Below are 16388 nucleotides of genomic sequence, written 5' to 3' on the forward strand. Positions count from 1 at the left end.
CCGGACCGCCGCCCGCGACACGCCGGGGCCGGAGGTCCCCCCAATCGGCTCAGTCGCCCGGATCGCACCGGGAGTGCGGGAGGCACCGGAATCCCGGGCCGCCCGGAACCGACGACGCACCACAGGGGCCCGCCGCCCCGGAGGAGATGCGTACACGATGACACCGCTGTCGGAACGAATATCGCAGTCCGCCTTCGACGGATCCAGACTCCGGGTCGTGCTTCTGCTGGACCTGCAGGAAGGTGCCCAGCAGCAGTTCCTGGAAGCCTATGAGCAGCTGCGGAACCAGGTCGCGTCCGTCCCCGGGCACATCAGCGACCAGCTGTGCCAGTCCATCGAGAACCCCTCCCAGTGGCTGATCACCAGCGAGTGGGAGAGCGCCCCGCCGTTCCTCGCCTGGGTCAACAGCGAGGAGCACGTGAAGATGGTGCAGCCGCTGCACAGCTGCGTACGCGATACCCGTTCCCTGCGCTTCAGCGTCCTGCGCGAGACCTCCGGTGCCGCGGCCGGCGCCCCCGAGTCCGTCAAGGGCCGGCTCCAGGCGCACCCCCGCGTCGGGGACGGCGTGGTCCGGCACGCCCTGACCTTCACCGTGAAGCCCGGCAGCGAGTCGACGGTGGCCGGCATCCTCTCCGGCTACACCTCCCCCGAGGCCCGGGTCGACGCCGACACCCGGCTGCTCCGCACCTCCCTCTTCATGTACGGCAACCGCGTCGTGCGCACCATCGAGGTGCAGGGCGACCTGGTCGCCGCGCTGCGCCATGTCTCCCGGCAGCCCGAGGTCCGGGCCGTCGAGGAGGCCATCAACCCGTACCTGGAGCAGGACCGGGACCTCAACGACCCCGATTCCGCCCGGGTGTTCTTCACCCGCGCCGCACTGCCCGCGGTCCACCACGTGGCGATCGGCGGCCGGCAGACCGGGGACTCCGGGGACCTCGAACGGCATGCGCTCTTCTACCCGGCCAAGGAGGGCTGCGGTATGACGCTGGCCCAGCTGCTGGCCCGTCAGGACGAGGAGACCGCCGACGACCCGGCGTGCCCCGTCCACAGCAGCACCATCTTCCAGCGCGACGACATCGTCGTCCGCCTCGTCGATCTGCGGGCCCCGCTCGACCGCGACCCGCTGGTGTCCCTCGGCGCCCGTGGACCCCGCAGCCTCGCCGTGCTGCGGCGGCTGCTCGACGGCGACGTGGCCGGCGGTATGACCAGCGAGCGCGAGCTGGCGCGCTTCCTGGCCCGCGCCGACATGGACCTCGTCACCGACCGCCGGGCCCCCGGCGCCTGAGCGCGCCGGCCGCCCGCCGACGGGCGCACCGGCCGCACCCGGCCGTGCCCCCTTTCGGCCTTCCCGTCCTTCTCGTCCTTCTCGACGTCCGCACCGTCCCACCCGTCCACCGGCATCACGCCCTTGGAGGAATCAGCCATGACCACGCACCGCCCACGCATCGTGGACCTCAGCGAGACCCAGCCCAACCGCCGGCGCGGAGGTGATCTGCGTGCCATGCTGACACCCGGCGCGGTGGGCGCCACGAGCGGCTTCATGGGCATGGCACTGGTCCAGCCCGGCGAACGCATCGGCGAGCACTACCACCCGTATTCCGAGGAGTTCGTCTACGTCGTCCAGGGCTCCCTGGAGGCCGACCTCGACGGGGTGACGTACCCGCTGCGCCCGGACCAGGGGCTGATGATCCCGCCGTACATGCGGCACCGCTTCCGCAACGTCGGGGACACCGAGGCCCGGATGGTCTTCCACCTCGGCCCGCTGGCGCCGCGGCCGGAACTGGGCCACGTCGACACCGAGGGCTCCGAGGAGAGCACACCGGCCGCCCCACCCGAACGACCGGAGCCGGTGTCATGACCCGCCGCGTGGCGGTCACCGGCCTCGGTGTCGTCGCCCCCGGCGGCGTGGGCATCCCGGCCTTCTGGGACCTGCTGTCCGCCGGACGCACGGCCACCCGCGGCATCACCCTCTTCGACCCGACCGGCTTCCGGTCCCGGATCGCCGCCGAGTGCGACTTCGATCCGGCCGCGCACGGCCTGGACGAGGAGCAGGTGGCCAGGTCGGACCGGTACATCCAGTTCGCGCTGGTCGCCGCGGCGGAGGCGCTGCGGGAGGCCGGCCTGGACCTGGAGCGGGAGGACCCCTGGCGGATCGGAGTGTCCCTGGGCACCGCGGTCGGCGGCACCACGCGCCTGGAGCACGACTACGTGGCGGTCAGCGACTCCGGCCGCCGCTGGGACGTGGACCCCCGGCCCGCCGGGCCGCATCTGCACCGGGCCTTCTCGCCCAGTTCGCTGGCGTCCGCGGTCGCCGAGCAGATCGGCGCGCACGGCCCGGTGCAGACCGTCTCCACGGGGTGCACCTCCGGTCTGGACGCGGTCGGATACGCCTTCCACACCATCGAGGAGGGCCGGGCCGACGTCTGCGTCGCGGGCGCCTCGGACTCGCCGATCTCCCCGATCACGGTGGCCTGCTTCGACGCCATCAAGGCCACCTCCGCCAACAACGACGACCCCGCCCACGCCTCCCGGCCGTTCGACGCCCGGCGCGACGGTTTCGTCATGGGCGAGGGCGGCGCCGTCCTCGTCCTGGAGGAGCTGGAGCACGCCCGGGCCCGCGGTGCCACCGTCCACTGCGAGATCCGCGGCTACAACACCTTCGGCAACGCCTACCACATGACCGGCCTGACCCAGGAGGGCCTGGAGATGGCCGAGGCGATCAACCGCTCGCTGGCCCACGCGCAGCTCGACCCCACCCAGGTCGACTACGTCAACGCGCACGGCTCGGGAACCCAGCAGAACGACCGCCACGAGACCGCCGCGGTCAAGAGGTCGCTGGGCGCCCACGCCTACAAGGTGCCGATGAGCTCGATCAAGTCGATGGTGGGCCACTCGCTGGGCGCGATCGGCGCGATCGAGGTCGTCGCCTGCGTCCTGGCCCTGATCCATCAGGTGGTCCCGCCGACCGCCAACTACGAGAACCCGGACCCGGAGTGCGACCTCGACTACGTGCCGAAGACCGCACGGGAAGTGCCGCTGCGGTCGGTGCTGTCCGTGGGCAGCGGATTCGGCGGGTTCCAGTCGGCCGTGGTCCTGACCCGCCCGGGTGGGAGGACCCGATGAGCTCCCCGCGCACACGCTGTTCCGTCGTCACCGGCATCGGGGTGATCGCCCCCAACGGGGCCAACACCGAAGCCTTCTGGAAGGCCACCAAGGAGGGCATCAGCGTCCTCGACACGGTCACCCGCAAGGGCTGCGAGGAGCTGCCGCTGAAGGTCGCCGGAGAGGTCCGCGACTTCGACCCGACCGAGCTGATCGAGGAGCGCTTCCTCGTCCAGACCGACCGGTTCACGCACTTCGCGATGGCCGCGGCCAACCTCGCGCTGGACGACGCCCTGTTGGGCCGGGCCGACTACAACCGCTCGCCGTTCGCGGTGGGAGTGGTGACGGCGGCCGGCTCCGGCGGCGGCGAGTTCGGCCAGCGGGAGTTGCAGCACCTGTGGGGCCAGGGCTCCCGCCATGTCGGCCCGTACCAGTCGATCGCCTGGTTCTACGCGGCCAGCACCGGCCAGATCTCCATCCGCGGCGGCTTCAAGGGGCCGTGCGGCGTGGTGGCCAGCGACGAGGCGGGCGGACTGGACGCGCTGGCGCACGCCAGCCGCTCCATCCACCGCGGCACCGACGCCGTGGTGGTGGGCGCCGCCGAGGCGCCGCTGGCCCCCTACTCGGTGGTCTGCCAGCTCGGCTACGAGGACCTCAGCCGCGTCGTCGAACCGGACCGCGCCTACCGGCCGTTCACCTCCTCGGCGTGCGGGTTCGTGCCCGCCGAGGGCGGCGCGATGCTCGTCGTCGAGGAGCGGACCGCCGCCGTGGACCGGGGCTCCCGGCCCCGGGCCGTGCTCGCCGGTCACGCCGCCACCTTCACCGGGGCCGCCCTCTGGGACGCGTCCCGGGAGGGCCTGGCGCGGGCGATCGAGGGTGCGCTGGCGGAGGCCGGCTGCGCCCCCGAGGAGGTCGACGTGGTCTTCGCGGACGCCCTCGGGGTGCTCGCGGCGGACCGGGCCGAGGCGCAGGCGCTCGCCGACGCCCTGGGCCGGCACGCCGCGGAGGTGCCGGTGACCGCGCCCAAGACCGGCATCGGCCGCGCGTACTGCGGCGCCCCCGTCCTGGACATCGCGGCCGCGGTGCTCTCCATGGAGGGCTCCGTCGTGCCGCCGACCCCCAACATCGTCGAGGTCGACGTCGACCTCGACGTGGTGACCGGCAGGTCCCGGCCCGCCGAGCTCCAGACGGCGCTGGTGCTGAGCCGGGGACTGATGGGCTCCAACGCGGCGCTGGTGCTGCGGCGGTGCGAGAAGTCCCCCTCCTGAAAGGAGAAACCCATGACCGCTCGACTGACCCTCGACGAACTGGCCACGCTGATGAAGTCGGCGGCCGGCCTCACCGTCGACCCGAAGGAGATGGCGGACCGGCCCGAGGCGACCTTCGCCGAGTACGGCCTGGACTCGTTGGGCCTGCTCGGCATCGTGGGCGAGTTGGAGAACCGGTACGGCCGGACGCTGCCGCCCGACGCCGAACGCGCCAGGACCCCCCGCGACTTCCTCGACCTCGTCAACACCGACACCGTCACCACGACCACTACGACAGGAGCCTGACCATGCCCGGCCACACCGAGAACGAGATCACCATCGCCGCCCCGCTCAGCCTCGTCTGGGACATGACCAACGACCTGCAGAACTGGCCCCGCCTCTTCAGCGAGTACGCCTCCGTCGACGTGCTCTCCCGCGAGGGCGAGACGACCACCTTCCGGCTGACCATGCACCCCGACGAGAACGGCAAGGTCTGGAGCTGGGTCTCCGAGCGGACCCCGGACCGCGGCGCGCTGACCGTCCGCGCCCGCCGCGTGGAGACCGGCCCGTTCAAGTTCATGGACATCTTCTGGAAGTACCAGGAGATCCCCGGCGGCACCTCGATGCACTGGACCCAGGACTTCGCCATGAAGCCCGAGGCGCCGATCGACGACCGGGGCATGACCGAGCACATCAACCGCAACTCCCGGATCCAGATGGAGCTCATCCGGGACCGGATCGAGCAGCGCGACCGCGAACTGCGCGCCGGTGCCCCGGTCGACTGACGCGCCCGGCACCTCGTCGGCCCCACCCCGGACCGCCGCCCGGCGGCAACGAAGGGAACCTCCCCGATGCACCACGCTCTGATCGTCGCCCGGATGGAGCCCGGCTCGGCTCCCGACATCGCCGAGGTCTTCGCCGCCTCGGACCGCACCGAGCTGCCCCACCTGGTGGGCGTCAACCGGCGGACGCTGTTCCAGTTCGGTGACGTGTACCTGCACCTCATCGAGTCCGACGTGCCGCCCGGCCCGGAGATCGCCAAGGTGCACCAGCACCCGGAGTTCCGGTCCATCAGCCGGCGGCTGTCGGCGTACGTCAGCGCCTACGACCCGGAGACCTGGCGCAGTCCCGAGGACGCCATGGCCCGGCAGTTCTACCGCTGGGAGCGGGACGGCGCCGGCTGATCCCGGCCGGCGCACGGTGACCGGCCTCCCCGTCCCCGCTATGCCGGACGGGGCGGCCGCCACCGCGTCCGCCGGACCGTTCACGCCCGCCTCACTTCGCCGGGACGGTGCACTCGAAGGCGTGCAGATACGGGTTGACCACCACGATGTCGTGGACCTGCAGCCCCGCCTCGGCCATGTGCCGCACCAGGCTCTCCTTGGAGTGCTTGGCCCCGCCCACGTTCAGCAACAGCAGCAGGTCCATGGCGGTGGTGAACTTCATCGACGGACTGTCGTCGACGAGGTTCTCGATGACCACCACCCGGGCACCCGGCCGGGCCGCCTCGACGACCTTCCCCAGCGTCCGCCGGGTGCTGTCGTCGTCCCACTCCAGGACGTTCTTGATGATGTACAGGTCGGCCTGGACGGGGATGTCCTCGCGGCAGTCGCCGGGCACGATCCGCGCCCGGTCGGCCAGGTCACCGCCCTCCCTGAGCCGGGGGTCGGCGCTGCCCACCACCGACGGCAGGTCCAGCAGGGTGCCGTGCAGCGCCGGGTGCTTCTCCAGCAGGCCGGCCAGGACATGGCCCTGCCCGCCGCCGATGTCCGCGACCGACGACACCCCGGTGAGGTCGAGGAGTTCGGCGATGTCGCGGGCCGACTGCCGGCTGGAGGCGGTCATCGCCCGGTCGAAGACCCGGGCGGAGTCCTGGGCGTCCTCGTGCAGGTAGGCGAAGAACCCCTTGCCGTACAGGTCCTCGAAGACGTTGCGGCCGGAGCGCACCGCGTCGTCCAGCCGCGGCCACGCCTCCCAGGTCCACGGCTCGGTGCACCACAGCGTGATGGAGCGCAGGCTGTCCGGGGCGTCCTCCCGCAGCAGCCGCGACATCTCGGTGTGGGCGAACGACCCGTCCTCGGTCTCCTCGAAGATCCCGTAGCAGGCCAGTGCCCGCAGCAGCCGCCGCAGCGGCCGTGGTTCGGTGTCCACCGCGGCGGCCAGCTCCTCCACCGGGGTGGGCCGCTCGCCCAGCGCGTCGGCCACGCGCAGCCGGGCGGCCGCCCGGACGGCCGCCGCGCACGCGGCGCCGAAGATGAGTTCCCGCAGCCGCATGGTGGCCTGGGGGGTGGGGCTCACGGTGGTCATGCCGCCTCGATTCTCCGTTGACGTGGGCTAGCCGCACAGCCCGGCCGGCCTGGAGGTCCGGCAGGTGTTGCGGGTGAAGACGTTCCCGCGCCCGTCCCGGTCCGCGTTGATCAGGTCCGCCGGGGCGTTCCGCAGTACGACGTTGTCGCTGATGACGTTCCGCTCGCCGGTGGTCTTGACGAAGCTGGGGAAGAGCACCACGCCGCCGGAGAGCGGTGACGTGCCGACGTTGTCGCGGACGAGGTTGTGCGTGACCAGGGTTTCCTCGGTGCCGGTGAGGACGACGCCGGAGCCCTGGAGGAACGGCAGCCGCTTGGTCTTCGGGCAGTGCTTGTTGTTCCGCGCGACCTCGTTGTCCCGGACCGTCAGCGCCCCGGCCTTGGGCCGGTTCTCGTCGCCGACGACGAAGATCCCGGCGCAGTTCTCGGCCATGGTGTTGTGGTCGATCAGCAGGTTCCGCAGCCGCCGGGCCGTGAGGCCGATGCGGTTGCCGGTCAGCCGGTTGTCCTCGATGCGGGTGCGCCGGGTGTCGAGCGCCCCGCCCTCCTCCGTGACCGCGTTGGCCAGGAAGATCCCCGCGTCGCCGTTCTCCGAGGCGGTGTTGTCGCTCAGCCGGCTGCGCAGCGACTTCTCCAGCGCGATGCCCCACTGGCCGTTGTGCCGCGCGGTGACGCCGCGCACCGTCAAGTCCTCGGTGCCGGAGGCCCAGACGCCGTTCCGGCGGAAGCCCTCGACGGTCAGCCGCTGGAGCTTGACGCCGGTGACCGGGCCGCCGGCGCCGCCGGTGACGCAGATGCCGTCGCCGTCCCGCCCGCAGCGGTTCCCCGCCCGCCGGGCCGGCGGGGCGATCACGGCGTGGCCGTCGGACCCGCGGAGCGTCACATGCGACTTGTCGATCAGGACGCTCTCGCGGTACACGCCCGGCAGCAGGAGCACGGTGTCGCCGGGGTGCGCCGCGTCCACCGCGCGCTGGATCGATTCGCCGGGGTGGACGACGAGCACCTCGTCGTCCCGGTCCGGCGTTGCCTGGGACGGCGGGGCCGTACCGAGTGCCCCGGCCAGGACCGCCGCCGCGCAGCCCAGGTAGCTCATCCGCCGTGCCCTGCGGGCCTTTTGTCGTAGTGCCATGAGGCGAAGCTATGGGCGATCATCCGCGTTCGCCACACGGGGTAACCCGGTGGGCACAGTGCGTGCAGCGGTCAGCTTTCCGGGCCGGGGGCGGCCGGCCGGCGCCGGGGGGAGCGCGGCGCGGCCGGCCGTTCGGTGCTCACGGGGACGGGCCGCTGGTCGGCCGCCCCGCCCGGCCCGGGATCGGACGGGGCATCAGCCGGACCGTCCGGCAGTACCTCCGTCAACAGGGCCGCGAGGCTGGCGGGCAGGAACCACGGGCGGAGGCGCGGGACGGTCACGGATGCTCAACGCCGTCACGCGGCCGGACGACACCCGTCCGCCGCCTCCCGGCCGCTTCATCACTCCAACGGCCGCTACCGAGGTGGCCGCCGGACCGGCCCGCCCGCCGCGTCGGGTCAGCCCAGCCGGCGGCCCTCGCCGGCCGCCGCCCGGAGCAGCACCTCGGTCAGCTCGCCGGGCCGCGACAGCATCGGGTAGTGCCCGGTGTCCAGGTCGAAGAAGCCCACCCGGGGCTCGGTGAGCACCGCGAACCGCGGATCCCCGGTGGCCACCAGGGCCTCCACCGCCGCGATGCTCGCCCCGTTGGCCGTGCAGAAGACGCCGGTGCCGGGCAGCTCCGCGGCCGCGCCGGTCAGCCGCAGCGGCCGGGTCAGCGTCGCCAGCGGCTGCGGCGCCGCCAGCCGCGCCAGCCGCTCCCGGTCGGCGGGCGACACACCGGTGAGGCTGCCCCACAGCTCCTCGTCGTCCAGCGGCGGAGGCGGCAGGAACCGCCCGCCGCCCACCTCCGCCGCCCGCCGCAGCAGCCGGTCCCGCACGGCCGGGTCGGGCATCACGTCGACCCCCGCGTCGCCGTCCCCGGGCAGCCCGGTGTCCAGGTAGACCAGCGCGGCCGCCCGGTCCGGGCGCCGGTCGGCGGCCCCCAGCAGCGGGAGCAGGCCGTAGCAGTGCCCCACCAGCACCCCCTCGCGCACGTCCTCGTGGTCCAGCACCTGCACGATGTCCTCGATGTGCGTCTCCAGGTCCGTGTCCGGTCCGGCCAGATGCCGCCGGTCGCCCATCCCGGTCAGCGTCACCGGAAGCGCGGTGTGCCCCCGCTCCCGCAGCAGCGCGGCCATCTCCCGCCAGATCCAGCCACCGGTGTAACCGCCCGACACCAAGACGAATGCGGTCATCGCACGTGCTCCTCGCTTCTCGTCCAGCACGCGGTCCGCCGGGGGTGGCGGCCGCGGGATCCGGACCGTAGAAGCTCCCGTAACGGGAGATTCAAGGACGGCAAGTGGCGGGGGCGGGCCGCCGGTTCGGGACAGGGAGCGGACCCGCCGGTCGCGCCCCGGCCATTCAACCCGGCGGGCCCTTCGTCTACAGTTGAGGAATTCCCCTGTTCAACGATCAACGCGATGGCCGGTCGGCCTGAACGCGGAGGGCATGCGTGGGCGGTTTCGCCGAGTCGGTACGGGAGCGGGTGCGCGCGGCACGGGCCGCCGTCGAAGCGGCGCGCGCCGCCGACGACGCCTATGCGCTGGCCGTCGCGGAGGACGAACTGGACGACGCGCTGCGGATCGCGCACGGCATCGGGATCGACCCGGACCGCGGCTCCGGGGCCGTGCCCCGGAGCGGGGCGCCGGAGTGAGCGGCACGCCGCCGCGGCTGCGCCCGGTGCGGTCCGGCGCCGCCGGAGCCGGGTGACCGCCGATGTCCGGCGCACCACGACGCAAAGGGCCGCCGCCGTGGCGCGCGGTCCGCTCCCGCACCTGCATACCCACCGCCGCCGCCCGGACCTGCCGGGGCCGCCACCTCGGTCCGGGCCCGCGGCGCTCCGCCCGCGGCCACGGGCGGAGCTGCCCCGACCTCGCCGCCCGGCACCGGATGTCGCCGCGCTGCGGCGTCCGCCGGGCCCGGGCCACCGCCGTCCGCCCCGGCACCCGCCTGGCCCGCCTGCCCGCCACCGTCCTGGTCACCCACCGGGCCGCCGCCCATGTGGCGGTCCGGCGCAGCCTGTGGATACGGGTGCTGCTCTACATCGCCGTGACCCACCTGGCGCTGGTGTTCCTCGCGCTGGTCGTCTACCTCGGCCGGCACGCCGGGACCTGACGCGCCCCCGCCCTCACCCCGCCCGCGCCACCGGCTCCCCGCCGGCCGCCCGCGCCGCGGCCGCCCCGCCGGCCCGTTCCCGGGTCCGCCACAGTCGGCCGACATCCCGTCCGAACGACCACACCAGCAGCGCCAGCGCCCCCGCCACCGCGCCCCGCTCCAGCGCCCACGGCGCGATCCCGGCGTCCGCCGCGACGAGCACCACGCCCTGTACCGCGGCCACCGTCTTGCGCGCCATGCTGGGCGGCAGCGGCGCACGCAGCCACGGCAGCACCCAGGACGCCGCGACGAACAGATAGCGCAGCGCGCCGACGGCCGGCACCCACGGCCCCAGCGGACCCGCCGCGTAGAGGGACAGCACCAGGATCAGGAACGCGTCGACCTCCATGTCGAACCGCGCCCCCAGCGCCGTCGCCGTCCCGGTGCGCCGGGCCACCGGCCCGTCCACCGCGTCCAGCGCCAGCGCGACCGCGGCCAGTCCCGCCAGCGCCGCCACCGGCACCGGCCGGGCGAAGGAGTCGGCGACCAGCGCCGTCACCCCGCCGACGAGCGTGGCCCGGGCCAGCGTGACACGGTTGGCCGGCCCGAAGCTGCGCTGCCAGGACCCGCGCACCGCCCGGGCGAGCACGGAACCGGTGACCGCCGCGAAGGCGACGCCTGCCAGCCAGCCCGCCGGGCCCAGCCCCACCGCCCGGCACAGCACCGCCAGCAGCACCAGCTGCGCGACCGTCCCGACGACCAGGTCCAGACCGAACGGCCGCGCCCCGCACCGCACTTGTCCGGCCATCGCACCTCCCCGACCCTGTGGCGGAGCCGGGGGGACGCCGCGTAGGGTGACGGCGTCGCCATGATCCCCGGCATGCGTCCCTCAGCATTCATGACGCCTTGCCGCACCGTCCAGGAGGATTCCTTGCCGCGCGTCGCCGAGAGCTTCTGGCTCAGTGCCCCGGGCCGCGGCGAGATCCGGACGGCCGAGCTGCCGCGCCCCGGCGCCGGCGACGTCCTGGTGCGCACGCTCTACTCCGGGGTGAGCCGCGGCACCGAGAGCCTGGTCTTCCGCGGCGGCGTCCCGGAGAGCCAGTACGCGGCGATGCGGGCCCCGTTCCAGGACGGCGCGTTCCCGGCACCCGTCAAGTACGGCTATCTGAGCGTGGGCGTGGTCGAGGAGGGGCCGGACCCGCTCCGCGGCCGCACGGTCTTCTGCCTCTACCCGCACCAGACGCACTACGTCGTCCCGGCGGACGCGGTGACCCCGGTCCCGGACGCCGTCCCCGCGGCGCGCGCCGTCCTCGCCGGCACCGTCGAGACCGCGGTGAACGCGGTGTGGGACGCGGCCCCGCTGCTCGGCGACCGGATCGCGGTGGTCGGCGGGGGCATGGTCGGGGCCGCGACCGCCGCGCTGCTGGCCCGCTACCCGGCCGCGCGGGTGCAGCTGATCGACGCCGATCCGGCGCGCGCCGCCACCGCCGCCGCGCTGGGCGTCCCGTTCGCGCTGCCCGCCGACGCCCACGGCGACTGCGACCTCGTCGTGCACGCCAGCGCCACCGAGGAGGGCCTGGCCCGCGCCCTCGAACTCCTCGCCCCGGAAGGCACCGTGATCGAGCTGAGCTGGTACGGCGACCGCCGGGTGGCGCTGCCGTTGGGGGAGTCCTTCCACTCCCGCCGGCTGACCCTCCGCAGCAGCCAGGTCGGCGCCGTCGCCCCGGCCCGCCGCGGCCGGCGCGGCTTCGCCGACCGGCTCGGGCTGGCGCTCGACCTCCTCGCCGACCCCGCCTTCGACGCACTGATCACCGGCGAATCGCCCTTCGCCGAGCTGCCGTCGGTGCTGCCCCGGCTGGCCTCCGGCACGCTCCCGGCGCTCTGCCACCGCATCCGCTACCCGGCGTGACGCCGCCCCGCGACGCCCCGTTCACCGCACACCTGGAGGGACACCCGTGTTCAGCATCACCGTCCGCGACCACCTGATGGTCGCGCACAGCTTCCGCGGCGCGGTCTTCGGCCCGGCGCAACGTCTGCACGGCGCGACCTTCATCGTCGACGCCACCTTCCGCCGCCCCGCACTCGACGACGACAACATCGTCGTCGACATCGGCCTGGCCACCCAGGAACTGGGCGCGGTGGTCGCCGAGCTCAACTACCGCAACCTCGACGACGAACCCGCCTTCGCCGGCACCAACACCTCCACCGAGGCCCTGGCCAAGGTCATCGCCGACCGGCTCGCCGACCGGGTGCACGCCGGCAACCTCGGCGCCGGCGCCCGCGAACTCGCCGGTATCACCGTCACCCTGCACGAATCCCATATCGCCTGGGCCAGTTACGAGCGCGCACTGTGAGCCGCCCCGGCCGCACCCGATGACCGCCCCCGGCCCGAAGGGCCCGCGCGAGGTGCACGCCGTCCTGCCCGGCCCCGCCCGCCACCGGCACGGACGGCGCCGGCGGGCTGCTGTGCGTGGCGTCGGTGACCCCGCGCAAGGGCCACCGCCGCCTGGTGGACGCCCTCGCGACCGTCACCGACGCGCCCTGGAGGTGCACCTTCGTCGGCGGGACGGACCCGGACCCGCAATGCGCCCGGCAACTGCGCGAGCGGATAGGGGAGCTGGGTCTGACGGACCGCGTCCGGCCGGCCGGGCCGCGGACCGGTGCTGCGCTCGCCGCCCGCTACGCCGCCGCCGACCTGGTGCTGCTCGCCTCGTCCGCCGAGACGTACGGCATGGTGCTCACCGAGGCGCTGGCGCGCGCGATCCCGGTGCTGGCCACGGCGGTGGGCGGGGTGCCGGAGGCCGTCGGGTGGACCCCCGACGGCAGCGTGCCCGGCCTGCTGGTCCCGCCCGGCGAATCGGCGGCGCTCGCCGGGGCGCTGCGCACATGGTTCGGCGACCCGGTGCTGCGGCGGCGACTGGCGGCCGCGGCCCGGGCCCGCCGTGCCATGCTGGAGGGGTGGGAGACGACGTCGCACAGCCTGGCCGGGGCGCTGGAACGACTGCGGACCGCACCGCGGCACCCATGAGGGGCGCGGTCGGCGGCCCGCGGTTCTGCCCCGGCTGGCTGGAGTTGCGCGAGCCCGCGGACGCCGCGGCCCGCGCACCGGAGCTGTTGCCCCCGCTGCGCGACCGGCTCGCCNCCNCCCCGGAGCGCCCCGGCAGCCCGGGCGGTCTCGTCATCCGCGACCTGGGCTGCGGCACGGGCTCGATGGGCCGCTGGCTCGCGGTCCGGCTGCCCGGCCCCCAGCACTGGGTCCTCCAGGACCACGACGCGGATCTGCTGGCTCGCGCCGCGCGCCGGATGCCGTCAACCGCCGCCGACGGACGGCCGGTTAGGGCCGCGACCGCGCACGGAGACTTGACCGCCCTGACCGCCGAGACGCTCGCCGGCACGTCCCTGGTGACCGCCTCGGCACTGCTCGACCTGCTCACCCACGACGAACTGGAAGCCCTCGCCGCGGCCTGCACGGGCGCCGGCTGCCCGGTCCTGCTGGCGCTCTCGGTCACCGGCCGGGTCGATCTCGCCCCGGCCGACCCGCTCGACGCCGCGCTCGCCGCCGCGTTCGACGCCCACCAGCGGCGGACCGCGGGCGGGCGCCGGCTGCTGGGCCCGGACGCGGTCGCGGCGGCCACCGAGGCGTTCACCCGGCGCGGCGCGCGGGTGGTGACCCGGCCCAGCCCCTGGCGGCTGGCCGGGCCCGAGCGCGCGCTGACCGAGCACTGGCTGCGGGGCCGGGTGGCCGCCGCCCGGGAGCAGCGCCCGCAGCTGGCCTCCGCGGCCGAGGGATATCTGCGGCGGCGCCTGGCGGCGTGCGCGGCGGGGAAGTTGGAGGTCACGGTGCACCACACCGATCTGCTGGCGCTACCTGGACCGGCCCCGGTGCCGGCTCCCCGCACGGGCTGATGATCCGTCACCTCTGGCCCTGGGCGAGGGTGGCCGGCGGACTGGCCATCCTGGCGGTACTGCTGTGGCACCTGGGCTCCGGCGTCTTCGTCGACGGCCTGCGCCGGATCGACGCCGCCACCCTGCTCGCCGGGGTGGGCATCGGCGTGCTGACGACCGTGTGCAGTGCCTGGCGGTGGCGCCTGATGGCCCGCGGCCTCGGCCTGCGGCTCCCGCTGGGCCGGGCGGTGGCGGACTACTACCGTGCGCTGTTCCTCAACGCCGCGCTGCCCGGCGGCGTGCTGGGCGACGTCCACCGCGCGGTGCACCACGGCCGCACCGCGGGCGACGCGCGGCGGGCCGCCGGCGCGGTGGTCCTGGAGCGGGCCGCGGGGCAGCTGGTCCTGCTCGCGGCCGGGGCGGTGGTGCTGACCGTCCGGCCGTCACCGGTGCGGACGGCGCTCGGCCGGGCCCTCGGCACACCGGAGACCGGACCGCTGCTCGCGGTGGCCGCCGTGTGCGCGGTCGGCATCCCGGCGGCCGCACTGCTCGTCCGTGCACGCCGGCGCCGCAAGGGCGCGCCCGTACGGCCCGAGGGCCGGCTGCGCACCGCGCTGGCCGAGGCCCGGCGGGCCGGCGCCGCCCGCGCGCTCTGGACGGGCGTCGCGGCCTCGTCACTCGCCGTGCTCGCCGGCTATGTGGCGACGTTCCTGCTGGCGGCCCGGGTCGCCGGAGTACGGGCGCCGGCCGCCGACCTGCTGCCGCTGGTGCTGCCGGCCCTGCTGGCCATGGCCCTGCCGCTGAACGTCGGCGGCTGGGGGCCCCGCGAGGGCGCCGCGGCCTGGGCCTTCGCCGCCGCCGGGCTGGGAGCCGGGCAGGGCCTGGCCACCGCCGTCGTCTACGGCGTGCTCGTCCTGGCCGCGAGCCTGCCCGGCGCCGGGGTGCTGCTGGTCCGCTGGGGTGCCGGGCTGCGCGCCGCCCGGCGGCCCCAACTCCAGCTCGAAGAGCGTGTCCTCGCCGAGTGCGGACCGCCGGACCGGCGGCCGTAGGGCCCGCCGCATCACCGGCGTACCGGGAAAGCGCAGGCCGGGCACGCCGTCGCCGAGCAGGACCGGCGCGACGGTGAGGTACAGCCGGTCCAGCGCCCCCGCCCGCAGGAACCGCGAGACGGTGACCCCGCCGCCCTCGACCAGCAGGCGGCCCAGGCCGCGCGCCGCCAGCGCGGTCCGCAGCCGCGCCGGGGCGAACGCGTCCCGCCCGGACAGCGCCAGCACCTCGACGCCGTCCCCGACGCGTTCCGGGGCCACCCCCGGGCCGACCACCCACAGCGTCGGCGCCGCACCGTCGGTGAACACCCGCCGGTTCCGCGGCACCCGCCCGCCCGGATCGAGCACCACCCGCACCGGGTCGGGCCCGGCACAGGCGCGGACGGTCAGCCGGGGGTCGTCGGCCACCGCGGTCCCGGCACCGACCACCACCGCGTCGGCCAGCGCCCGCAGCCGGTGCAGATGGCGGCGGTCCGCCTCCCCGGTGACATAGTCGGCGTCGCCGGTGCGGGTCGCGATGAAGCCGTCCAGGCTCTGCCCGAGCTGGCCGAACGCCACCCGGGCCCCGGCCAGGCACAGCGGCAGATACCGCTCGGCCAGCTCCGCCGCGGCGGGCGAAAGCACCCGGGCCGCGCGCTCCCCACCGCCGCCGCGGCCGTCCGCGCCGTCCGCCGACAGCCCGACCGCCACCGCGTCGCCCGCGCCGCGGACCCCGAGCAGCAGCTCCCAGACCTCCGCCGCGCCCAGCGGATCAGCCGCCGCCGACACCGCACACCTCCGGGTACCCGTCGAACGCCTCGGCCAGCCCCGCCAGCAGCGCCCGTCCCTTCTCGGCCGTGGCCAGCGACGGCCGCCCGATCACCCCGGACGCGGTGTAGGCGGCCATACCGAGGGTGAGCAGATGGGGCCGCGCGCCGCCGCCGTGATCTGCGGCGGCATACCCGTCCCGGACCACCTCGGGACGGGCGTGCAACAAAATCGAGGTCTCGGTCTCGCCGGCGTGCATGTCGTCGTGGGCGGAGGTCTCGATACCGGCCCGCCGGCGCGCCGCGTCCCAGTCCGCCGGGCCGGGGAAGAGCGCCATCCGGATGCCGTCGTCCGCCGCGGACTCCTGGACGACGTTGCGCAGCACGTAGTTGCCGCCGTGGCCGTTGACCAGCACCAGCGCGGCGAGGCCGGCGCGGTGCAGCGACCCGGCGATGTCGCTCACCACCGTGTGCAGGGTCCGGGCGGAGAGACTGACGGTGCCCGGCCAGCCGGCGTGTTCGTGGGAGCACGAGAACGTCAGCGGCGGCAGCAGCAGCACGTCGTGGCGCGCGGCGATCTCCTCGGCGACGGCGCAGGCGATCAGGGTGTCGGTGGTCAACGGCAGGTGGGCGCCGTGCTGTTCGAAGCTGCCGACGGGCAGCAGGGCCAGCGCGGGACGTCTGGTGCGGATGTCCTCGGTGGTGTCGGTCGGCAGTCCGGCGGGCGAACTCCGGTGTCCCGGTGCGGTCGTGGGCATCGGCGGCTCCGATTCGCCGGCAATCCGGCGCGAGTGGGCGGGAGTCGGCGGATCCGCGAGGGCCGGGCCGGCCGCCGCGGGTCCGCACGCGGGTAC

General features: G+C 75.2%; 19 protein-coding genes and 1 pseudogene. 14 read left to right on the forward strand and 6 right to left on the reverse strand.

Annotation, left to right across the window (positions count from 1 at the left end; translation table 11 throughout):
* Positions 1-157: 157 nt before the first annotated feature.
* From B073_RS0125380 to B073_RS0125410, 7 genes are all read left to right on the forward strand, one after another.
* Entirely contained in the window at positions 158-1285 is a 1128-nt protein-coding gene (locus B073_RS0125380) for a SchA/CurD-like domain-containing protein (RefSeq protein ID WP_018540897.1), read from the forward strand.
* Positions 1286-1423: 138 nt separating this feature from the next.
* Positions 1424-1858, forward strand: coding sequence for a cupin domain-containing protein (locus B073_RS0125385; protein ID WP_018540898.1), 435 nt, complete (start codon positions 1424-1426; stop codon positions 1856-1858).
* Positions 1855-3123, forward strand: a complete 1269-nt coding sequence (locus tag B073_RS0125390; RefSeq protein WP_018540899.1) for a beta-ketoacyl-[acyl-carrier-protein] synthase family protein — start codon at positions 1855-1857, stop codon at positions 3121-3123. The genes B073_RS0125385 and B073_RS0125390 overlap by 4 nt, the downstream gene beginning before the upstream one ends.
* Positions 3120-4370 (forward strand): beta-ketoacyl synthase N-terminal-like domain-containing protein, encoded by a 1251-nt coding sequence (locus B073_RS0125395; protein ID WP_018540900.1) that lies wholly within the window; start codon positions 3120-3122, stop codon positions 4368-4370. Before B073_RS0125390 ends, B073_RS0125395 begins: the two co-directional genes overlap by 4 nt.
* Positions 4371-4382: 12 nt before the next feature.
* Positions 4383-4655: an acyl carrier protein gene (locus tag B073_RS0125400; protein WP_018540901.1), complete on the forward strand. Its 273-nt coding sequence runs from the start codon at positions 4383-4385 to the stop codon at positions 4653-4655.
* 2 nt (positions 4656-4657) lie between these two features.
* On the forward strand, positions 4658-5134 hold the full coding sequence (locus B073_RS0125405) for an SRPBCC family protein (protein WP_018540902.1): 477 nt from the start codon (positions 4658-4660) through the stop codon (positions 5132-5134).
* Positions 5135-5200: 66 nt separating this feature from the next.
* Positions 5201-5533: a TcmI family type II polyketide cyclase gene (locus tag B073_RS0125410; RefSeq protein ID WP_018540903.1), complete on the forward strand. Its 333-nt coding sequence runs from the start codon at positions 5201-5203 to the stop codon at positions 5531-5533.
* Between the two features lie 91 nt (positions 5534-5624).
* Here the strand turns inward: B073_RS0125410 and B073_RS0125415 are convergent, their stop codons facing one another.
* The 3 genes from B073_RS0125415 to B073_RS0125430 all read right to left on the reverse strand — a co-directional run bounded on the left by B073_RS0125415 (position 5625) and on the right by B073_RS0125430 (position 8959).
* Positions 5625-6656 carry a methyltransferase gene (locus B073_RS0125415; protein ID WP_018540904.1) on the reverse strand — a complete coding sequence of 344 codons (1032 nt, stop codon included), beginning with the start codon at positions 6654-6656 and terminating at the stop codon, positions 5625-5627.
* A gap of 27 nt (positions 6657-6683) precedes the next feature.
* Positions 6684-7784 carry a right-handed parallel beta-helix repeat-containing protein gene (locus tag B073_RS0125420; protein WP_051094188.1) on the reverse strand — a complete coding sequence of 367 codons (1101 nt, stop codon included), beginning with the start codon at positions 7782-7784 and terminating at the stop codon, positions 6684-6686.
* A gap of 398 nt (positions 7785-8182) precedes the next feature.
* The gene (locus B073_RS0125430) at positions 8183-8959 is read right to left on the reverse strand and encodes an alpha/beta fold hydrolase (protein WP_018540907.1); all 777 of its coding nucleotides are present in this window, start codon (positions 8957-8959) and stop codon (positions 8183-8185) included.
* 257 nt (positions 8960-9216) lie between these two features.
* Between B073_RS0125430 and B073_RS0125435 the strand changes: the two genes are divergently transcribed.
* Together B073_RS0125435 and B073_RS0125440 are read left to right on the forward strand one after the other, a co-directional pair.
* Positions 9217-9417: a hypothetical protein gene (locus B073_RS0125435; RefSeq protein WP_018540908.1), complete on the forward strand. Its 201-nt coding sequence runs from the start codon at positions 9217-9219 to the stop codon at positions 9415-9417.
* A 62-nt stretch (positions 9418-9479) separates the two neighbouring features.
* Positions 9480-9878, forward strand: coding sequence for a DUF6126 family protein (locus tag B073_RS0125440; RefSeq protein WP_018540909.1), 399 nt, complete (start codon positions 9480-9482; stop codon positions 9876-9878).
* Positions 9879-9891: 13 nt separating this feature from the next.
* On the opposite strand, the gene B073_RS0125445 is transcribed toward B073_RS0125440, so the two are convergent.
* On the reverse strand, positions 9892-10665 hold the full coding sequence (locus B073_RS0125445; RefSeq protein WP_018540910.1) for a CDP-alcohol phosphatidyltransferase family protein: 774 nt from the start codon (positions 10663-10665) through the stop codon (positions 9892-9894).
* 90 nt (positions 10666-10755) lie between these two features.
* On the opposite strand from B073_RS0125445, the gene B073_RS0125450 reads away from it, so the two are divergent.
* From B073_RS0125450 to B073_RS47280, 5 genes are all read left to right on the forward strand, one after another.
* On the forward strand, positions 10756-11766 hold the full coding sequence (locus B073_RS0125450; protein ID WP_420706461.1) for a zinc-dependent alcohol dehydrogenase: 1011 nt from the start codon (positions 10756-10758) through the stop codon (positions 11764-11766).
* Between the two features lie 46 nt (positions 11767-11812).
* Positions 11813-12211, forward strand: coding sequence for a 6-pyruvoyl trahydropterin synthase family protein (locus tag B073_RS0125455; RefSeq protein WP_018540912.1), 399 nt, complete (start codon positions 11813-11815; stop codon positions 12209-12211).
* Between the two features lie 125 nt (positions 12212-12336).
* Positions 12337-12885, forward strand: coding sequence for a glycosyltransferase family 4 protein (locus B073_RS45325; protein WP_234025164.1), 549 nt, complete (start codon positions 12337-12339; stop codon positions 12883-12885).
* Positions 12882-13763, forward strand: a complete 882-nt coding sequence (locus tag B073_RS45330) for a class I SAM-dependent methyltransferase (protein WP_018540914.1) — start codon at positions 12882-12884, stop codon at positions 13761-13763. Before B073_RS45325 ends, B073_RS45330 begins: the two co-directional genes overlap by 4 nt.
* A complete protein-coding gene (locus tag B073_RS47280) occupies positions 13763-14791 on the forward strand; it encodes a lysylphosphatidylglycerol synthase transmembrane domain-containing protein (protein WP_018540915.1) in 1029 nt (342 codons plus the stop codon). Before B073_RS45330 ends, B073_RS47280 begins: the two co-directional genes overlap by 1 nt.
* A 102-nt stretch (positions 14792-14893) precedes the next feature.
* Here the strand turns inward: B073_RS47280 and B073_RS48180 are convergent.
* Positions 14894-15556 (reverse strand): annotated as a pseudogene (locus B073_RS48180) (RibD family protein); the annotation flags it as partial.
* The gene (locus B073_RS41135; protein ID WP_106731959.1) at positions 15540-16292 is read right to left on the reverse strand and encodes a creatininase family protein; all 753 of its coding nucleotides are present in this window, start codon (positions 16290-16292) and stop codon (positions 15540-15542) included. The gene B073_RS41135 and the pseudogene B073_RS48180, both read right to left, overlap by 17 nt.
* Between the last annotated feature and the right edge of the window lie 96 nt (positions 16293-16388).

The sequence above is a fragment of the Streptomyces sp. MspMP-M5 genome (assembly GCF_000373585.1).
Taxonomy (GTDB): domain Bacteria; phylum Actinomycetota; class Actinomycetes; order Streptomycetales; family Streptomycetaceae; genus Streptomyces.